The sequence below is a fragment of the Geomesophilobacter sediminis genome (genome assembly GCF_016458275.1).
Classification (GTDB): domain Bacteria; phylum Desulfobacterota; class Desulfuromonadia; order Geobacterales; family Geobacteraceae; genus Geomesophilobacter; species Geomesophilobacter sediminis.
This window is the reverse complement of record NZ_JAEMHM010000022.1, coordinates 88,768-105,290: the sequence shown is the minus strand read 5'-3', so window position 1 is coordinate 105,290 and position 16,523 is coordinate 88,768. Positions and strand designations below refer to the sequence as shown.

18 protein-coding genes and 1 tRNA gene are annotated in these 16,523 nt (G+C 52.5%); 2 read left to right on the top strand and 17 right to left on the bottom strand.

The features are described 5' to 3' along the window. Window positions 1-208: 208 nt before the first annotated feature. The 4 genes from JFN93_RS21785 to JFN93_RS21770 all read right to left on the bottom strand — a co-directional run bounded on the left by JFN93_RS21785 (window position 209) and on the right by JFN93_RS21770 (window position 5,627). On the bottom strand, window positions 209-1,540 hold the full coding sequence (locus tag JFN93_RS21785) for a prenyltransferase/squalene oxidase repeat-containing protein (RefSeq protein WP_199386328.1): 1,332 nt from the start codon (window positions 1,538-1,540) through the stop codon (window positions 209-211). A gap of 2 nt (window positions 1,541-1,542) precedes the next feature. Next, window positions 1,543-2,019 (bottom strand): hypothetical protein, encoded by a 477-nt coding sequence (locus JFN93_RS21780; protein ID WP_199386326.1) that lies wholly within the window; start codon window positions 2,017-2,019, stop codon window positions 1,543-1,545. Window positions 2,020-2,469: 450 nt separating this feature from the next. After that, window positions 2,470-4,155, bottom strand: a complete 1,686-nt coding sequence (locus tag JFN93_RS21775) for an AAA family ATPase (RefSeq protein WP_199386324.1) — start codon at window positions 4,153-4,155, stop codon at window positions 2,470-2,472. A gap of 305 nt (window positions 4,156-4,460) precedes the next feature. Continuing rightward, window positions 4,461-5,627, bottom strand: a complete 1,167-nt coding sequence (locus JFN93_RS21770) for a helix-turn-helix domain-containing protein (protein ID WP_199386322.1) — start codon at window positions 5,625-5,627, stop codon at window positions 4,461-4,463. 217 nt (window positions 5,628-5,844) lie between these two features. Between JFN93_RS21770 and JFN93_RS21765 the strand changes: the two genes are divergently transcribed. Further along, on the top strand, window positions 5,845-6,819 hold the full coding sequence (locus JFN93_RS21765; protein ID WP_199386321.1) for a transposase: 975 nt from the start codon (window positions 5,845-5,847) through the stop codon (window positions 6,817-6,819). Between the two features lie 90 nt (window positions 6,820-6,909). On the opposite strand, the gene JFN93_RS21760 is transcribed toward JFN93_RS21765, so the two are convergent. The 4 genes from JFN93_RS21760 to JFN93_RS26150 all read right to left on the bottom strand — a co-directional run bounded on the left by JFN93_RS21760 (window position 6,910) and on the right by JFN93_RS26150 (window position 8,507). Next, a complete protein-coding gene (locus tag JFN93_RS21760; protein ID WP_199386319.1) occupies window positions 6,910-7,071 on the bottom strand; it encodes a hypothetical protein in 162 nt (53 codons plus the stop codon). Window positions 7,072-7,082: 11 nt separating this feature from the next. Further along, complete coding sequence (locus JFN93_RS21755; RefSeq protein WP_199386317.1) at window positions 7,083-7,355, bottom strand: hypothetical protein; 273 nt, start codon at window positions 7,353-7,355, stop codon at window positions 7,083-7,085. Between the two features lie 622 nt (window positions 7,356-7,977). Beyond that, on the bottom strand, window positions 7,978-8,340 hold the full coding sequence (locus JFN93_RS21750) for a BrnA antitoxin family protein (protein ID WP_199386315.1): 363 nt from the start codon (window positions 8,338-8,340) through the stop codon (window positions 7,978-7,980). 5 nt (window positions 8,341-8,345) lie between these two features. After that, a complete protein-coding gene (locus JFN93_RS26150; RefSeq protein ID WP_199386314.1) occupies window positions 8,346-8,507 on the bottom strand; it encodes a BrnT family toxin in 162 nt (53 codons plus the stop codon). A gap of 290 nt (window positions 8,508-8,797) precedes the next feature. Here JFN93_RS26150 and JFN93_RS21740 point away from each other — a divergent pair, with 290 nt between their 5' ends. Further along, window positions 8,798-9,205 carry a response regulator gene (locus tag JFN93_RS21740; protein ID WP_199386312.1) on the top strand — a complete coding sequence of 136 codons (408 nt, stop codon included), beginning with the start codon at window positions 8,798-8,800 and terminating at the stop codon, window positions 9,203-9,205. 161 nt (window positions 9,206-9,366) lie between these two features. On the opposite strand, the gene JFN93_RS21735 is transcribed toward JFN93_RS21740, so the two are convergent. The 9 genes from JFN93_RS21735 to JFN93_RS21695 form a co-directional block, all read right to left on the bottom strand. Further along, window positions 9,367-9,912, bottom strand: coding sequence for a GNAT family N-acetyltransferase (locus tag JFN93_RS21735; protein ID WP_199386310.1), 546 nt, complete (start codon window positions 9,910-9,912; stop codon window positions 9,367-9,369). Window position 9,913: 1 nt separating this feature from the next. Next, the gene (locus tag JFN93_RS21730; protein WP_199386308.1) at window positions 9,914-10,213 is read right to left on the bottom strand and encodes a type II toxin-antitoxin system TacA family antitoxin; all 300 of its coding nucleotides are present in this window, start codon (window positions 10,211-10,213) and stop codon (window positions 9,914-9,916) included. A gap of 401 nt (window positions 10,214-10,614) precedes the next feature. Then, complete coding sequence (locus tag JFN93_RS21725) at window positions 10,615-10,923, bottom strand: hypothetical protein (protein WP_199386306.1); 309 nt, start codon at window positions 10,921-10,923, stop codon at window positions 10,615-10,617. Window positions 10,924-11,070: 147 nt separating this feature from the next. Further along, on the bottom strand, window positions 11,071-11,364 hold the full coding sequence (locus JFN93_RS21720; protein WP_236021891.1) for a YheU family protein: 294 nt from the start codon (window positions 11,362-11,364) through the stop codon (window positions 11,071-11,073). 39 nt (window positions 11,365-11,403) lie between these two features. Then, window positions 11,404-11,739: a toxin gene (locus tag JFN93_RS21715; RefSeq protein ID WP_199386302.1), complete on the bottom strand. Its 336-nt coding sequence runs from the start codon at window positions 11,737-11,739 to the stop codon at window positions 11,404-11,406. Window positions 11,740-11,798: 59 nt separating this feature from the next. Beyond that, on the bottom strand, window positions 11,799-11,966 hold the full coding sequence (locus tag JFN93_RS26145; protein ID WP_199386336.1) for a type II toxin-antitoxin system RelE family toxin: 168 nt from the start codon (window positions 11,964-11,966) through the stop codon (window positions 11,799-11,801). Further along, a tRNA-Arg gene (locus tag JFN93_RS21705) sits at window positions 11,918-11,994 on the bottom strand. The genes JFN93_RS26145 and JFN93_RS21705 overlap by 49 nt, the downstream gene beginning before the upstream one ends. 161 nt (window positions 11,995-12,155) lie before the next feature. Continuing rightward, entirely contained in the window at window positions 12,156-15,263 is a 3,108-nt protein-coding gene (locus tag JFN93_RS21700; RefSeq protein WP_199386300.1) for an efflux RND transporter permease subunit, read from the bottom strand. After that, the gene (locus JFN93_RS21695; RefSeq protein ID WP_199386298.1) at window positions 15,264-16,385 is read right to left on the bottom strand and encodes an efflux RND transporter periplasmic adaptor subunit; all 1,122 of its coding nucleotides are present in this window, start codon (window positions 16,383-16,385) and stop codon (window positions 15,264-15,266) included. Window positions 16,386-16,523 lie beyond the last annotated feature (138 nt).

The window sequence follows — 16,523 nt, the reverse complement described above, 5'->3', positions numbered from 1 at the left end:
ATCCATATTTTTCGGTACGTTACAGCAATTCCGAGAAAAGCGAGTGGGTAAAGATGCCTTTTGGGCAACAGGCCGTACACATTTGACGGATGTGCAATGTGTAGACCCGGTACCGATAGCGCTCGTGACACCTCAGCCAGACATAGTTAAACAGTGAATCATGGCTCCAATACATCCAGAGATCTGAACTACCTCAAAAGGTAAGATCTTACAACCTAGGGGCTGCTATTTGACGGCCTGCTTTAATATTCCGCAAATAGTACCAAGATCTATATGGGTAATTCCTAAAAAGCCCACTCTGAAAATCGAAGGTGTCGTAAATGAAATTTTCTAAACCTGTTTTGTTAATTATGCGAAGCTTTGAACGCAAATGTAGAATTTCGACAAATAAACGAGAGGCGTAAAGATTCGGTGCAGAGTAAAATTCGGTATTAAATAAAAAGCCTCCTTTGTAATTTAGGGATTGGTTAAGGATGTCCAGCATTGAGTCGACCAAGTACATAATTTCCTCAACGTGAGTGATATTATCACTAGACATATTGCAACAGTCTTCAATAAGCTTTATAGTTATTATAGTGTTGTAAATATTGAATAACTGACTGTATATATTGCCCTTATCATATGTGTGCAAGCTGATAACTGCTGTCCGCATAATGGCTTCCACGTCTATATTGTCAGGCCTGATCGGGGAGTCGCGCAGGTTATTTAGCACCGGAAGCAACAACATGCCTGACTTATTTGCCGAAATGTTAGGATGCTTGTCCGATATAAAAAGCTTAAATCCTTGAATTTGTCCATCTTTCTCAAGAATATAATCCCCAAGATCATGCAGGCTATAAACATATCCGAGCTTAAACAGGTCATTACTAATATATGAAATAGACGAGAGAGATTTTTCCAAAATAGAAAAATTTGGTTGTATTTTTTCCCAGAGATGCAAATACTCAGTGGATTGACCTTTGAGCAACAAAAAGCTACAAAGTTGTTCTGAATCAATACTTAGCTCAGATAATAGGCATTCTTTTGTGATGCCAGATATTTCTTCTAGCAGTTTTATGGAGCGTATCCCATAGTATGTTGCTCTAAAGTCGGGCATTTTTGTACCGTAGTCTAAAAAAGCTCCGGAATCCTGGTCATAGCTGTTATGCAATGCTTGAAACAAGAGGGTAGCTGCATATTTCAAATCAGTATCCGGTGAAATCCCCTTAAATAAGCTAAGGATGGTAAGCGCAGAGTAGGTAGATGAGATACTTGGCAGATCCCACTTTACCAAAAAATTGCTCAATGGGTGTTCTCTGAACTTTCCAGTACGTGAGTAAAAGACATCAAGTGGCATCCTGGACAAAATCCGGCATTCAGGAAAAAATAATGAAAAGGCCAGATCTGCAGTATAAAGAAAAATATGTCTCGTTATTCGTTTCGCAAATTTCAGCACCAAAAGAATCTTTCCTCCAATAGAAGACGATGGAACTGTTATAGCAAAGCCATACTGAGCAAGTTTATTCATTTTATGTACATTTGTATTTATAGAGGGCATCATGGCTACCTTCCAGAAATTGCGTTTTGAATTTTATTCCTAAATATCCCTTGCAAAAACATACTATTAAATCCAAGCGCAATCCATCCTCCAATCAATATAGCAGACACAAACTCGGACCTAGCAATAACTATTGGTTTTTCGGTCCCAAAACGAATAAAGAACCAAACAAAAGGCAGTATGTAAAATATTAGGTCAACGCCTTTGCTTAGCGAGACATTTGAAGTGCAATTACTGTTACTAGCAGTATTACTAGAAGGATCTAGCTGAAAATATAACTTTGTAAGCTCCATGTACTTGTCATAAATAAAGGCTCCAACTAAGCCAGCAATAGCACCTGCTGCCACTTCACTAATTATGAAGGAAATGCAACGATCAGTAATTTGTTTATCGAAAACAAAATAAATGCACCCCCACAAAAAAGTACTGAAGAAGAGATATAAAGTTGTTCGCAAAGACCATTTTAGAATAATCATCAACATAGCTTCTCCAATTTATTATTGTAATGTACAACACACTGACTTTTATTTTGTTGGCATAATGATGAAAGGGAAGGTTGTAGCTATTGCTTTCCTATAATGCACTTTTTAGATGCAAAACTAGCCCGCGTTATGACTCCTGACATACCTAGTTATTGCGCTGGATGGATCCCATTACTTCAAAATCTATTGGTCCATTGGTAGCTTTATAGGCATCACCTGAGGTGCCTCACCTGAGGACCTGAGGGGGGATCAAGGGGACGTTCCTGATATATTGATATTCATTGCACCGTCCAAGCCTCAGCACAATTTGCATTAGCCCCCGTTGCAAAGCTTTGTAATCTTGTTGTTTATCAGGAACGTCCCCTTAGGACCTAGTGGCCGCTGTTACGCTTGGTGATACTTTCCTGAAAGTTCAAAGATTGGAAAAGGTGGCTAATTCTACTGATTTTTTTAAGATAAATAACTTAATACTTTCGCTACAAATTGTCTAACTTCATCTGGTGCTCCATGGATTGCTAGATGTTCGAGGGCTGGCACTATCCATTTATTTTTCTTTACTTCACCCAAGTCGATCCATCCCTCTAATTCACCAACCGGCACTGGGAAAATCCCTAAGATGCCTAATTCCTCAATCAGATGTTCCACATCGTCTTTCAGAGTCCCTTTTAACACAGCTAGGCCTGAAGATTTGAGAGTTGCCCATTTGGTTGCTTCTTTCTTTATTCTATTTATAGCTCCCCTAGCCCCAGAAAAATTATGCTCATTGTTTTTAAGCTGAGTTAAAAATTCCTCTATATTGTTTATAATGGCTTCTATTGCTTTAGCATCACTACCTGCTTTTACTTCTTCAGCTAAACACTCCAATGTTTTCAACTGGTTTGCATTTATAAGTGGACTTTTTAAGGAAATCAATAATTTGTTCAAATCATCTTTGCTGTTTAGTATGTCAATATCTACGATACAGCAACAGGGTATATTTGCACATTTTAATAGCCCTAAAACAATATGTATTGTTTGTTTGTTGTGTGCATGAATGAAAAGAGTTTCTTGTGTGGTGATATTTGAACTGGCTATAGTACTATAAAAAATACGATCTGAGTCTGCTTCACACACTACCACCCCTTTATGGAATAACGACTCTAGCACTCTTTGACTTGACAAAATAGGTGACTTCGCCAACAATTCTATGGATTTGGGAGGAATTTGGTTGTAGGTAGTTTGATCATCTACCCTGTTAAGACGATATATATCAACTGGATGGTTCGCACTTAAAATTCCTGCAATAAAATTAGAATTGTGAGTAGATATGATAACTTGACCTGGAATTGTAGCTATAAAGTTTGACATCCAATGGCCTAGTTGCCTTGCTTGTGCTGGATGAAGAAACGCCTCCGGTTCATCAAGAAGTACTATTCTGTTACTGGAAAGCAGCAAACTCAATACCACCCCTACAAAACTACGATATCCATCACCTTGTTGATCAAGTATAGAACAATTTTCAAAGTATTTCATTGCTACTTTTGGGTCTTCAGGGACATCTTTGAATTCGTCAGAGACTCTGAACACTAGTTCGGTTAAACCACTATAATCGAGTTTTAGGTCTTTATTGAATATCTCGTTGAATGTAGTTCTTAACTGCTGTTCTACGCTATGATCTGCGCCATATAGAGCTTGTAATAGATTTTGTGGTGCGAATTTATGCAAATTAGCGGATTGTGCTGTTTTGGCTACGGCTAATCTTGATTCGGCATCAAGGTATGAAACTCTAAATTTTGTCATATTACCAAATAAAGCATTAATACCTTTTTCCTTATATTGTTGTTCTAAATAGTCTCTTTGAAAATTTATAGTTTCATTGGTATTTAGTTTTGACGTGATGCCGGAAATCTGCTCAACACCGACGCTACTCGGATGCTGATTAATTGTCAAACCGTCTAGAAAGTATTCAAAACTTGGTGTTTTATCAAATTCTAACGAGGAAACCAAAGTACAGGAAATACCATCATTTGTTGTCAGTTTGCTGTGAATATCCTTCAATGTTTGTGATTTGCCCACGTTATTAGGGCCTATAAGAATAGTGAATTTTCCAATTTCAACTGACTGTCCACCTTTTATGTTTAATCTATTAATTATCATACGTTTTCTCCATTTGAATTTTTCAGTAGAGCATCAACGGTTTGAGGCGCACCGGCGGAGCGAAGCACTGATCGCGTGACGCCGAGTGTTGGCATCTTGTTGTTTATTCGCCAAGGAACCACCTGAGGTGTCAGGTCTGGACATGGACAAAACTTTGGAAAATGGTATACCGCCTCAACGGGAGGAACCGCTATGGGGCGTCCGCTTCGAATTGAGTTTAAAGGCGCTTTTTATCACGTAACTGATGAGTGCCACGACATCGTGGACAGATTTCAGTGCCAAGACATCGTGGACACTCGTTTCAATCACTGCTTGTAGTCGTACTCTTCCACCTGGGTCCGATCCAGGAAGAGCTTCATCTTCTGCTCTTTGACATCGATGGTAGCCACCACGTACTCCTGGGCCAGCTCCGGAGGCAGCTTGAATATCTCCCCGAAGAGATTCAGGTTCCTGTCGCTGCGTATGAAACGAACGATATGGTACCTGCCGGCCTTCGGCTTCTCTAACGGCATCTGCGGCAGGTTCTCTTCTCGTGGGAAGCGTAAGCTTTTCTGGGCGGACGCCAGTGCTTTGAGTGGCGTTTTCCCGCCAAGCTTGCTGTATCGATAAGTGCTGTTATGGCGGTGCTCGAAACTTGATGATCCTGCACTGAGATCCTCTTCAGAAGTCATAGCGACCTTGGCTAGAAACTTTTGCTGATAATGATCGTTGAACTTCTCCACCATGCCATTGCGCCATGGCTCGGCCATTGGGATGAACCAGGGTTCAATGCCATTGTGTAGGCAGAGTCGAATGAACTGCCCCATTCCTCTTGGGTGAGCATAGCTGCCGAAGAACGTCATCGCGTTGTCGACTTGAATCCGTTCAGGTAGACCCATGCGAGTCCAGATACCCCAGAACCCTTCTAGGATGTCCGTTGCCGCTTTTGACATCGCGGGATGGAGGCCACACCTGCAAGTGGCAGTGTCAATAACGTTGAGCCCGTAAAACCGCACAGGCCCCTTTAAGTAGCACGGGCCGACGATATCTGCCTGGTGTGTCTGATTTGGCAGCATTGCTGGTAGCTTCGGATAACTTTTCCCCTTCGGCTCATACTTGCCAGTTCGCCGATGGGTGAGGTCATTACGACTCAAGATGCGATTGATGGTGCGCAGAGAAGGCAACGGCTCCACGTCGAGATCCTCTAGTTCCCAGAGAATCGCTTGAGCACCACAAAATTGGTCACGATTGTACAAGCTTAGACGGATCATTTTTACGATCTCTTCGATTTCCGAAGAAGTTCGTGTTGACGATGACAGTGGTCGTCGTGAGAGGCTCTCGCACCAAGAGTCGTCACCTTGGATATGTCGATCAACCCACTTGTACAACCACGCTCTGGACCTGCCCAAGGTGGAGCAGATAGTTTCTGGCTTCTCACCATTGAGAAACCGCTGGACCGCCCAGATCCGGTCCGCTTCCGACTTGTCCTTCATGAACACCTCCGAGTTTTGGATGTTCATGATTAACACGTGGTGGCTATTCGATTGTCAGAGAACTAACTGTCCACGATGTCGTGGCACAAAAACGTGTCCACGATGTCTTGGCACTCAACACGTAACCTCCAGAGGAGATGAGTCTACCTCAGGTGTCAGGTCTGGACATGGACAAAACTTTGGAAAATGGTATACCGCCTCAACGGGAGGAACCGCTATGGGGCGTCCGCTTCGAATTGAGTTTAATGGCGCTTTTTATCACGTAACCTCCAGAGGAGATGAGCGAAAGGAGATCTTCAAGACAACCTCCGATCGCCTGCAATTCATGGAGTACCTGTCATCGGCGACAACCCGGTACGGTGCGCTAATCCATTGTTTCTGTATGATGCGAAACCACTATCACCTCTTCCTGCAAACTCCTCATGGCAACTTGTCCCAGATTATGCGGCATATCAATGGCGCTTACACCATTTACTACAATGTGAAGAGGCATCATGCGGGACATCTCTTTCAAGGCCGGTATAAAGCTATCGTTGTCGAGGCTGATCAGTACGCGCTCGAACTGTCGCGCTACGTTCATCTGAATCCCCTCCGCGCCGGAATCGTTGACGCCCCTGAAGATTACAGATGGTGCAGTTACCCCTCTTATATCGGCACCGCGCAGCGCCCACCTTGGCTTGACGTCGCCTTCGTTCTGTCAATGTTCGGTCCGGATTTGACTGTCGCCCGGCAGCGGTATCGGGAGTTTGTTGAGGATCTGATCGGGAAAGTGTATGACTCGCCGCTTATACATACCGTCGCATCCACTATCCTTGGCGGTGCGGACTTCGTTGAGACCATCATCGCTGACCACCTGGAGCCAGACATCACGCGTCCAGACGTGCCGGCTCTGAAGGCATTGATCAGAAGGTTTGCCGTCGAAAATATTATTGCAAAAACGCATGAACTCGTCGACGAACCAAAGCTTGCCCGGGAAGTTGCGGTGCATATCTGCCATCGGTACAGCGGCGAGACGTTGAAGAATATCGGCGCACACTTCGGATTCGGCGACTCAGCGGTGGTGAAGGCGAGTACTCGGTTGGAGATACGCTTCAACAGCGAAACGGGCATCCGTGACAAGGTGGAAGACGTTTTGCGAGCCCTCGGTCGTGGTGAGGCCAAAACTTCAGCCAGAGCCGGCAAAATCCGTTGATGGCCTGCTCGCTATGTCGGTTATCAAAGAGCAAATGAAAGGACCCCGCCCTTCGTCACCTTCCTTTTGTCCATGTCCAGACCTGACACCTCAGCTGTCATAGCGTTGGCGGAATATCTCCAGCGTGGAGCGGTAGCCGACGATAGAGCCGACCATGTGCTCGACGCTTTGGTTCATGGGGCTGACGTCGATCAGGAGCGAACGTTCGTTGTTCGCCGTCGGGGCTTCATAATCCGGAGTCGTGAATGCCATGTGATCGGGTCCTAGTCCTGCCAGCGTTTGCTGGCGGTGCGCTCCTGCCCCGAGTCGTTCACCGCCGAGACCTTTACCGTCCGTGAGACTCCCGGGGTGTACCCGCCCACCTGGGTGAAGGTCCGCTGGTACTGAACCTCGGAGGGCGCGAGGAAATCGGTGGCCAAATCGGAGTCTTCGTAGGTGGTGGTAACGGAAGAGATCGTTTCACTTCCCTCCGCCTTCACCTGGACGTCGATCTGGTAACCGATGATGTCTCGGGTGCACGCAATCGTGAAGAGCATGATGACCTCGTCTGTGGAGCGTGGATTAAAATGGTTGTTTCACTGGCATTGACCGATGATGCTTGGGATATCGTCTCCAAGTTCCTGAATTAACCCCTGCATTTATCAAGTTCCATGCCGATTTTGCTCGAAGACATCAGCGTTAATAGTATTCAACGGTTACATAAACCGTCAGTACAACCGGAGTGCTGATTAAAACTCATTTACTGTCCACTTTGTTACGTTTTTCCGGATAAGATATTGACCTGTAAAGATTTGTAACAAAATGGACAGTTCATTATGTTACAGCAGTGTCACCAGGTCTTTTAGTACGGGGATTGGCAGACTGAGAGATGTGATCAGACGAAGGAGAGAGTTAAAGGAGCAGGCAGGAGTGCAGCAAAGAGAAAAGGCCCGGCAGCTTTTCCTGACAAAGCTACCGGGCCTTTTCATTCGGAACCATCGCCCAAAGAAAGGCTGCGCTTTTACCCCACTTTGCGAACGGCGACAAGGGGTATTTTGATCCCAAAGGCCCTCGGCAACCAGGCTTGCCACAGGGCTAAATCCCCCTAAATCCCCCTTCGCAAAGGGGGACTTGATCGGACTTGAGCGACACAAATCATGTCGGAATTCTCGGGGCTTCTTACCTCTTCTGAAAATCCTCATCAGCTTCTTTCACGACGGCGCACGGTTCAGGCTTCGGTGCCTTAAAGCCCAATGGCAGCGGCTCGGCAGAGCCGGGAGCCCGCTTACGATGCTCCTTCACATATTCCTTCAGGGCGTTGTCAATTCTCCCCTGCCAGCCGTCGCCTTGGGCCTGGAAAAAGTCTAGTACCTCGGGAGAAAGCCGAATGGTTGTTGCACGCTTGGTGGGTTTTTTTTGAGGCCCTCGACCTTTTCGGGCGATGGCAGCTATCTCCGGTATATCCATAGCTTTTTGGGCATGCGCGAATGTTTCTTCGGTCCATTCGGGCGCCTCGTCAAGCTCGTTGCTGGTACGCTTCATATCGTTTAATCTCCCTGACATTGGCCATACCTTTTTTCGCCATACGCCCTTCGCTTATCAACGACAACAAGCGCGGATTCCCAATCAAATCCATAGACCGCGCTGAAGTCGACGCCATGCTTGTCAACGTTGCCCCGCCGCTTGTTCTCGTCCCATTCGTAGCGCATGCGCAATATTGTACTTACAAAATAACTGGAGACCAGTCACTTTGTAAACACAAATAAACAAGAGAGTAGTCGTCTACGAGGACAAAAGCTGAGGGGGACGTCGGCCTTATGGGCGCCAAGGGTGTGCGTGACAGAGCCAGCACTTGGAATTAGGGTGGGGTGTTAAAGGTTCTCCTTCAGCTTTGGGCCGGAAGCTCCGATACGTTTTGGGTTAGTGAAGGATGCGGCGGCTGGCGGCCATGCGGTGAGCGTGGTAGCCGAGAGCGGACCTGGCGCGGAAAGGAACCAAGATGAAAAAATGCCTGATAGTTGACGACGAAACCCTCAGCGGCGATCTTCTGGCGCATATGCTCAGAGACCATTTCGAATGCAAAACGGCAACCAGCGGCAAAGAGGCCTGGAAGATCATCGAATCGAACTGGCACCAAGGCGATTCTTTCGACCTCATCTGCTGCGATCTTGAAATGCCGCAGTTGAGCGGGCATGGATTGATCAGGAAGATACGCGCTTTGGAAGAAACGGCTTGCCGGCCGGGAGCTTCGGCAACCAAGATCTTCGTGGTAACTGCCGGCACCTCGGCCTGGGAGTCGGGGGAGACGTTGCTGGACGAGGCCGCCGACGGCTACATCATCAAGCCGTGCGAGCCCAGGCAGCTGCTCGAAATGCTGCAGGAACACAGCCTTCTGGAGCAGTCATAAACCAGTGAAGGGTGATATATAAGCCGAACCGCAGAGGGCACGGAGGAACACAGAGGGAAAAACCTGTTATTCGACAGGAAACAAACCGGGGGCAGGCTACTTTCGAACTAAAAAGTAGCCTGCCCTTTTTCGAGTGTAAGAAGAAAACCACGCTTGAGCGGTCATGTTGAGGAATTATGAGCTGCTTTACGCTCGGGGAATGCCGCTAGGATGGTCTGCTGGGGGAGCATCAGGAAAAGAGGATTCTCTTCCAGGGGGATGAAGCCGAATTTTCGGTAAAAAGCCGCTACGTGCGGATTTTTCGCATCCACGAAGAGGCCGATGACGCCGGCAGCGTTCCGGATGGTTCCGGCCACCCGGCGCATCGCATCGACCAGGAGAAGTCTCCCGTAGTTGTTCCCCTGGCACTTACGGTCAATGGCCAGACGGCCAAGTTTGGCGGCGGGAAGTGAGGTCTTCGGCAGTTTATTTCGGTATTGGGCGGGAAGTTCCGTCAGGTCAACTTGGAGAAAGGAAAGGGTGAAGTAGCCAAGTATTTTACTTGGCTCTTCCCGTCTCACCAGAACATAGGTATTGGCAATCCCCTTCTGCAGGTGCTGACGGGCTGTCATCTGCAAATAACGGTTTAACTCCGTTTCTCCGCAGTCGAAGGCCGAGCGGTCATGCCGGTCTACGTCCAGAAGGGTGATTATGAAATCCCCAGCCACGTTAGTCCCGGGATTCAACGATCCGGCCGTGGGTGTCCACCGCTTTCAGCAACTCCTGGTTCGGCTCGGGAGGATGTGCCAGGGCATCCATGAACGCCTGCGCATCCACTGCGGAGAGCTTTACCGCTTCCATGCTCCGCAACACTTCATTGGCCCGTTCCACTGCGGCCTGCACCAGAAATTGATTGATGCTTGCCCCATATATGGCTGCCGCCCGCTCGATTATTAAACGGGTGGAACGCGGCAATCTCGCAGTGATCCTCTCGTCAGCAGGCTCAGGTCTTTTAGCAGCGGTTCCCATTTCACGCCCCCCTTTGGAAGACAGTGTATCTATTAAGGTGCCAATCTGGCAACTGCAATCTGTTTCGTTCTTACGGATGCAGCGTGCTGTGGTCCCTATGGCCGGTCTTCCCGACCGTCACTTCCCCTCGCGGTCAGGATTCGCAACAGTTCCGCCGGAGCGTTATTCGCCGCGTCGAGCTTCAAGGGGCGTGCTCAGCACCCCATACTCACCCTGGCCGTCGCAAGCCGTGCTCTCGCACGCGACCCTTGAAGGAGAGAGGACGTGATAGTTGCATCACAAAGTCTGAAAGGGCCCCTCCCCCACCCCGCGAATGATATGAAAAAAGGCACACAGACTGATCTGTGTGCCTTCAGAAGTTACAGGTGCTTAGAAGAGGTCAAGGCACCAGAAGGCGCCTCTTACTTTTTCACCCAGTGCTCGCCCTGGTTGTCGGTGATCGTGTTCCCTTCGATGGTTCCCTTGGCGGGTTCGAAGTTCTCAATCTTGATGGTAAGGGTTTTACCCTCGACAGCATAGGTGCCTTTAACGGTTGCAGTGCCCTGTTTAATCACACAGACATTGCCCGGCTGGAGTTCAGTGTAGTCGGCCTGACGCTTCTCATTGACGTATTTGCCGACGTTTGAGCTCCCCCGGTCACAGCCAGCAACCAAGGCACACAACGCAAAAAGACAAACTGCAGGACGAACAAAACGATGGATCCACTTCATTACATTACCTCCGTTGTTGGTTACCGAGCTTTCCATGACACCGATACCCTCAAGAGAGCATCGGGAGGAAAAGCTCGTTATTTTGGCGCGCCGATCTTGATGAAAATGTGAACTGGCAAAACGATCTGACGTTAACGGGTAAGCGCCCTAATTACCAGGAAGCGCCCCCCTGGAATCCCCGGGGATGATGTTACAGGTCTCCGTCGTCAGGTCGAAAACCACCTTCGCCCTGCCATCTTTCAGCTGCTGAAGTACCTGCTCGATCTTCCCGTCCAAGGTGCTCCCGGCATCGGCCAACTCCGACCAATCCCGGGTCACGAACTCCTCCACCATCTTCCGTAGCGTGTCCGGACTGATGCGGTCGTGCGGTACGATGACCCCTTCCTCGAATTGGCCATCCTGGCGGTCGTACTCTATCGTCACATCATTATTTTCATTCATGGGCATGGTTCCCAGGCACGGTCTGCGCCGGGGCAAGGGTCAAATGCGATTGGCTTCATTCTTATGGTACACATCGAAAAAGATCACACTGTTGTCACCGACTTGATGGCAAAAGCCGCACTGCTCCTCCAGCTTTTTCCCTTCCTTTCGGCAAAGCTCGCACCAATGGTAGATGAGACGATAGTCGCGCCGTCCAACGTACTTTTTGAGTTTTCCGTGGAAGCCGCCATGCATCCAGCCATCGGCATCGCCGGGGTTGTCAAGGAGCCGGTCGATCACGCTGAAGATGCGAGCATACCCCGGCGGATCATGCTTCTCGATCTTCGCCATCTTGGAAGCAAATAAAGGGGTGGGGAAATAGCTGAACGACTGCATGGTTCCTCCAGACCGTAATGGATGAGGTCGGGTTGGCTCAATGCTTTGAGGCAGTGTGGTCAACCCTTGTCGTGCCGGACCCGCAGCACCGGAACGGTGGCCATGTTGTCCTTTATGTCGCAGATGATCCGGTAGTCCCCAACGCGGTAACGCCAAGAGTCACCCTTGCAGGTAAAGCTGGCGCGCCCGGAGGGATTCGAACCCCCGACACCCTGGTTCGAAGCCAGGTACTCTATCCAGCTGAGCTACGGGCGCGTGTTTTTTGTTCAACGTTCAACGTTCAACGTTCAACGTTAAATTTGAGGGCTGCAGCTTCCCACCTTCCTTACTCCCCACGTGCTGCCGATCTCTGAAGTTGGCAGCCCCTTCCTTCATTCCTCTGTGTTACTCCGTGCCCCTCTGCGGTTCGGCTTTAATCACGCTTCTTCGGGAAGGGCGATGGTCGCTTCGGCTTCGTGGGCCAGATCCTTCGCGTGGTCTCGTGCTATCAGCATGTAGATGGACGGAACGACGAACAGGGTGAACATGGTACCAATGAACATCCCGCCGACCAGAACCAGACCGATCGAGTTCCTCGCCGCGGCGCCGGCGCCGGTGACGAGGGTGAGCGGGAAGTGGCCGGCAATGGTCGCGGCGCTGGTCATCAGGATCGGCCGCAGACGGGTCATCGACGCTTCGCGCACCGCTTCGAGCTTGGTCAGCCCCTTTCGTTGCAGCTGGTTCGCGAACTCGACGATCAGGATCCCGTTCTTCGACACGAGACCGATCAGGGTGACCAGACCGACCTGGCTGTAGATGTTCATCGTGGTGGTCCAGCCGTCGGTCCAGAAATGCATGTTCGGGTTGGGCATCTTCAAAAAGGTGAAGACGAGCGCCCCGAACATGGCGAGCGGCACGGAGCCGGCCAGGATGACGAAGGGGTCGCGGAAGCTGTTGAACTGCGCCGCGAGCACCAGGAAAATCAGCACGACGGCCAGGGTGAACGCCGGGAGGAACTTGTTCCCCTCGGTGCGCAGCTGGCGCGACTCGCCGGTGTAGTCGAGCACGTACCCCTTGGGCAGAATCTTGCCCGCCTCCCCTTCCAGATACTTGAGCGCCTCGTCCAGCGGCCGGATCGCGACGCCGGAGATCTTCACCGCGTTCAACTGCTGGAAGCGGTTCAAAGATCGCGGCACGACGCTCTCCTTCATGGTCGCGATGGTGGAGAGCGGGATCAGCTTGTTGTTGGGACCGGTGACGTAGACGTCCTGGAGCTGGTCCGGGTTGAGCCTTCCTACCCGCTGGATCTGCGGGATGACCTTGTAGCTGCGCCCGGCGATGTCGAAGCGGTTCACGAAGTTGCCGCCGACCATCCCCCCCAGGTCACCGCCGATCTGCTCCAGGTTCAGCCCGAGCTCGGCGACCTTGTCGCGGTCGATCTGGAACTGGGTCTGGGGCTGGTCGATCTTCACGTCGATGAGCGGCGGGAAGGCGAACATACCGCTTTTGGCCGCCTTTTCCTGGACCTTCTTGGCCAATTCCAGAATCTCGCCGGTGTCGGCGGTCGAGGCGATGACGAACTCGACCGGGAACTGGCCGCCGCCGGGAAGCGCCGGCGGGGTGACCGGGAAGGCCTGCACGCCGGGGATCTTCGAGAGTTTCTGCTGCACGTCGGGGAGGATCTGGAAGATGGTCCGCTTGCGCTTCTCCCACGGTTTCACCACCATCCCGCCGAAGCCGGAGCTCGGCATGGTGAGCTGGAAGGTGAAGTTGGTCTCCGGCACGGTCATGAACGCCTTGTAGATCGCATCGGCATACTTGATGTTCTGGTCCAGCGTCGAGTTCGCCGCGGCGTCGACGATGCCGAAGATGACCCCCTGGTCCTCGGCCGGGGCGAGCTCGCGGGCCGACATGGAAAAAAGCGGGATGCACAGAAGGGAGATGAAAACCCAGACCGAGTAGACCACGGGACGGGCGGCGAGGGTCTTGTCCAGAAGCCGCCCGTAGAAGTTCTTGAGCCGCTCGAAGTCCCGCGCGATCCGCCCGGCAAAGCCGTGGGTTTCGTCGCCGGCCTTCAAAAGCCGCGACGACATGAGCGGCGAAAGGGTGAGCGCGACGACCCCGGAGATGGTGACCGCGCCGGCCAGGGTGAAGGCGAACTCGCGGAAGAGCGCGCCGGTCAGCCCCCCCTGCAGGCCGATCGGGAGATACACCGCGGCGAGCGTGATGGTCATCGCGATGATCGGCCCGACCAGTTCGCGCGCGCCGAGAATCGCCGCCTCGGTGGAGGATTTCCCTTCGCGCAGGTGCCGCTCCACGTTTTCCACGACGACGATCGCGTCGTCGACGACGAGACCGACCGAGAGGACGACGGCCAACAGGGTCAAAAGGTTCACCGTGAAGCCGAACGCCTGCATCAGGAAGATGCCGCCGATGAGCGACACCGGTATCGCGATGACCGGGATGAGCACCGACCGGAAGGTTCCCAAAAAGAGGAAGATGATCACGACGACGATGAGGAGGGTATCCCCGAGCGTCTTCAAGACTTCGTTGATCGCGGCGCTGATGTAATGGGTGGAGTCGTAGGCGATCTGCGCCTTGAATCCGGAGGGAAGTTCGCGCTGGATGTTGGCCATCTCGGTGCGCACCCGCTTCATCACGTCCAGGGTGTTCGCGTTGGGGAGCGGCCAGATCCCCATGAAGATGGCGTTTTGCCCGGTGAAACGGACCTCGCTCTCGTAGTCTTCGGCCCCCAGCACGACGTCGGCGATCTCGCCCAAGCGCACGATGGCGCCGTTTTGCTCACGCACCGCCAGGCGCTTGAACTCGTCCACCGTGCTCAGGTTGGTGTTCGCGGTGAGGTTCACCTGGATGTAGGAGCCCTTGCTCTGCCCCAGCGCGGCCAGGAAGTTGTTCGCGGCAAGCGCGGCGCGGACCTGGGCCGGGCTCACGTTCAAGGCCGCCATCTTCTCCGGCTTCAGCCAGATGCGCATCGCGAAGGTGCGCCCCCCGAGGATGTCGGCGCGCTGCACCCCTTCGAGCGCGGCCAGCCGCGGCTGGACCACCCGGACCAGGTACTCGGTGATCTCGTTGTCCTTGAGCATGTCCGAGGTGAAGGAGAGGTAGCCGGCAGCAAACTGGCTGTCGGCGGACTCGACGTTGAGGATCGGGACCTCGGCCTCGGGAGGGAGGTCGCGCCGGACCTGGTCGACCTTGGAGCTGATCTCGGCGAGAGCCCGGGTCGCGTCGTAGTTGAGCTTGAGACGGACCTTGATGGTCGAGACGCCGAGGGCGCTCGTCGACTCCATGTAGTCGATCCCGTCGGCGGCGGCGATGGCGCGCTCCAGCGGCGTGGTGATGAAGCCGCGCACCAGATCGGCGCTCGCGCCGACGTAGGCGGTGGTGACGGTGACCGCGGCGTTGTCGCTTCGGGGGAACTGGCGCACGTTCAAGGTGCGGATCGCCTGCAGCCCGGCGATGACGATGATGACGTTGACGACGATGGCCAGGACCGGCCGGCGGATGAAGATGTCGGTGAATTTCATCTACTTGTTCTCGGGTACGGGCGCCTTCTCGAAGGAAGGTGCGAGCTTGTTGTCCACCACGACCGACTGCCCGTTGCGCAGCTTGAAGACGCCGGTGGAGGCGACGCTCTCCCCTTCCTTGAGGCCGCTCGCGATGGCCACGAAGTCGCCGCGCTTGGCGCCCAGGCGGACGAACTGCTGGCGCAGGGCAAGCCCCTGCCCTTTCCCCGTAGCCGGCTCGACCACGAAAACGGAGTCGCTGTAGGGGGCGTAGAGGACCGAGGTGGCCGGGAGGGTGAGTACCTTGTTCTTCACCGGGAGCGCGATGGCGACGTTTACGTACATGCCGGGGCGGAGCTTTTCGCTCGCGTTGGCGATGGTCGCCTGCACCTTCAGGTTACGGGTGTCGGCATCGACCTGCGGGTTGATGGCGCTGATCTTTCCGGCCACGGTGACACCGGGGAGCGCGTCTGAGGTGATGCGAACCGGGAGTCCCAGGTGGATCTGGGCGAGCTGCTGCTGCGGCAAGGTGAAGTCGACGAAGATCGGGTCGAGCGCCTGAAGGCCGACGATCGGGTCCCCTTCCTTGAGGATCTGCCCCAGGTTCGCCTGGCGGATGCCGAGCCGGCCGCTGAACGGGGCGCGGATGGTCTTCTTCTCGATGGTGGTCCTGAGGTTCTCCGCCGCGGCGCGGGCCTGGTCATGGGCGGCCACCGCATTGTCGTAGTCCGAGGGGGAGATGATCTTGTCGGCAAAGAGTTTCTCGGCGCGCTGCAGCGCCGACTTGGTCACCTTCACCTGGGCGAGGAGACCCGGGAGCTGCGCCTGTTCCGAGCTCGTGTCCTGGCGCACCAGGACTTCCCCTTTGTGCACGCTCGCTCCGGACTGGAACAGGATCTGGACCACCTTGCCCGGCAGCTCCGGGGCGACGGTCACCCCCTGGACTGCGGTCAGGGTGCCGACCGAGGTGAGGCTGGAGTCCCAGGTTTCCGACTTCACCGAGGCGACGGTGACGGTTTCCGGCGGGGGGACGAACTTCTTCCCCGCGCTGATCATGGAGCCGATCTGGAGGGCCTTGACGCCGCCCAGCAGGAACACGACCGAGATGAGGCCGAGAACGGTAAGAATGATGCGCTTTTTCATGTTTCAGAACTCCGGAAAGACGGCAGGTAATAACGAGGTCAGGCGATAGGTAGTTGCGCCGAAAAGGGGCTTTCTCTTATAGCATGATTGACTGGCGGAGGAAACCCGATTTTCCTCGGGACATGTCTCACCAGGTAC

What these genes read in the sequence shown, in the direction of transcription:
- JFN93_RS21775 (WP_199386324.1), bottom strand. Translation starts at nt 4,155, where the DNA reads ATGATAATTAATAGATTAAACATAAAAGGTGGACAGTCAGTTGAAATT.
- JFN93_RS21715 (WP_199386302.1), bottom strand. Translation starts at nt 11,739, where the DNA reads ATGCAGTCGTTCAGCTATTTCCCCACCCCTTTATTTGCTTCCAAGATG.
- JFN93_RS21730 (WP_199386308.1), bottom strand. Translation starts at nt 10,213, where the DNA reads ATGGGAACCGCTGCTAAAAGACCTGAGCCTGCTGACGAGAGGATCACT.
- JFN93_RS21725 (WP_199386306.1), bottom strand. Translation starts at nt 10,923, where the DNA reads ATGAAGTGGATCCATCGTTTTGTTCGTCCTGCAGTTTGTCTTTTTGCG.
- JFN93_RS21740 (WP_199386312.1), top strand. Translation starts at nt 8,798, where the DNA reads ATGAAAAAATGCCTGATAGTTGACGACGAAACCCTCAGCGGCGATCTT.
- JFN93_RS21770 (WP_199386322.1), bottom strand. Translation starts at nt 5,627, where the DNA reads ATGAAGGACAAGTCGGAAGCGGACCGGATCTGGGCGGTCCAGCGGTTT.
- JFN93_RS26150 (WP_199386314.1), bottom strand. Translation starts at nt 8,507, where the DNA reads ATGCGCTACGAATGGGACGAGAACAAGCGGCGGGGCAACGTTGACAAG.
- JFN93_RS21760 (WP_199386319.1), bottom strand. Translation starts at nt 7,071, where the DNA reads ATGGCATTCACGACTCCGGATTATGAAGCCCCGACGGCGAACAACGAA.
- JFN93_RS21785 (WP_199386328.1), bottom strand. Translation starts at nt 1,540, where the DNA reads ATGATGCCCTCTATAAATACAAATGTACATAAAATGAATAAACTTGCT.
- JFN93_RS21765 (WP_199386321.1), top strand. Translation starts at nt 5,845, where the DNA reads ATGGGGCGTCCGCTTCGAATTGAGTTTAATGGCGCTTTTTATCACGTA.
- JFN93_RS21700 (WP_199386300.1), bottom strand. Translation starts at nt 15,263, where the DNA reads ATGAAATTCACCGACATCTTCATCCGCCGGCCGGTCCTGGCCATCGTC.
- JFN93_RS21755 (WP_199386317.1), bottom strand. Translation starts at nt 7,355, where the DNA reads ATGCTCTTCACGATTGCGTGCACCCGAGACATCATCGGTTACCAGATC.
- JFN93_RS21780 (WP_199386326.1), bottom strand. Translation starts at nt 2,019, where the DNA reads ATGTTGATGATTATTCTAAAATGGTCTTTGCGAACAACTTTATATCTC.
- JFN93_RS21695 (WP_199386298.1), bottom strand. Translation starts at nt 16,385, where the DNA reads ATGAAAAAGCGCATCATTCTTACCGTTCTCGGCCTCATCTCGGTCGTG.
- JFN93_RS21750 (WP_199386315.1), bottom strand. Translation starts at nt 8,340, where the DNA reads ATGAAGCGTACCAGCAACGAGCTTGACGAGGCGCCCGAATGGACCGAA.
- JFN93_RS21720 (WP_236021891.1), bottom strand. Translation starts at nt 11,364, where the DNA reads ATGAATGAAAATAATGATGTGACGATAGAGTACGACCGCCAGGATGGC.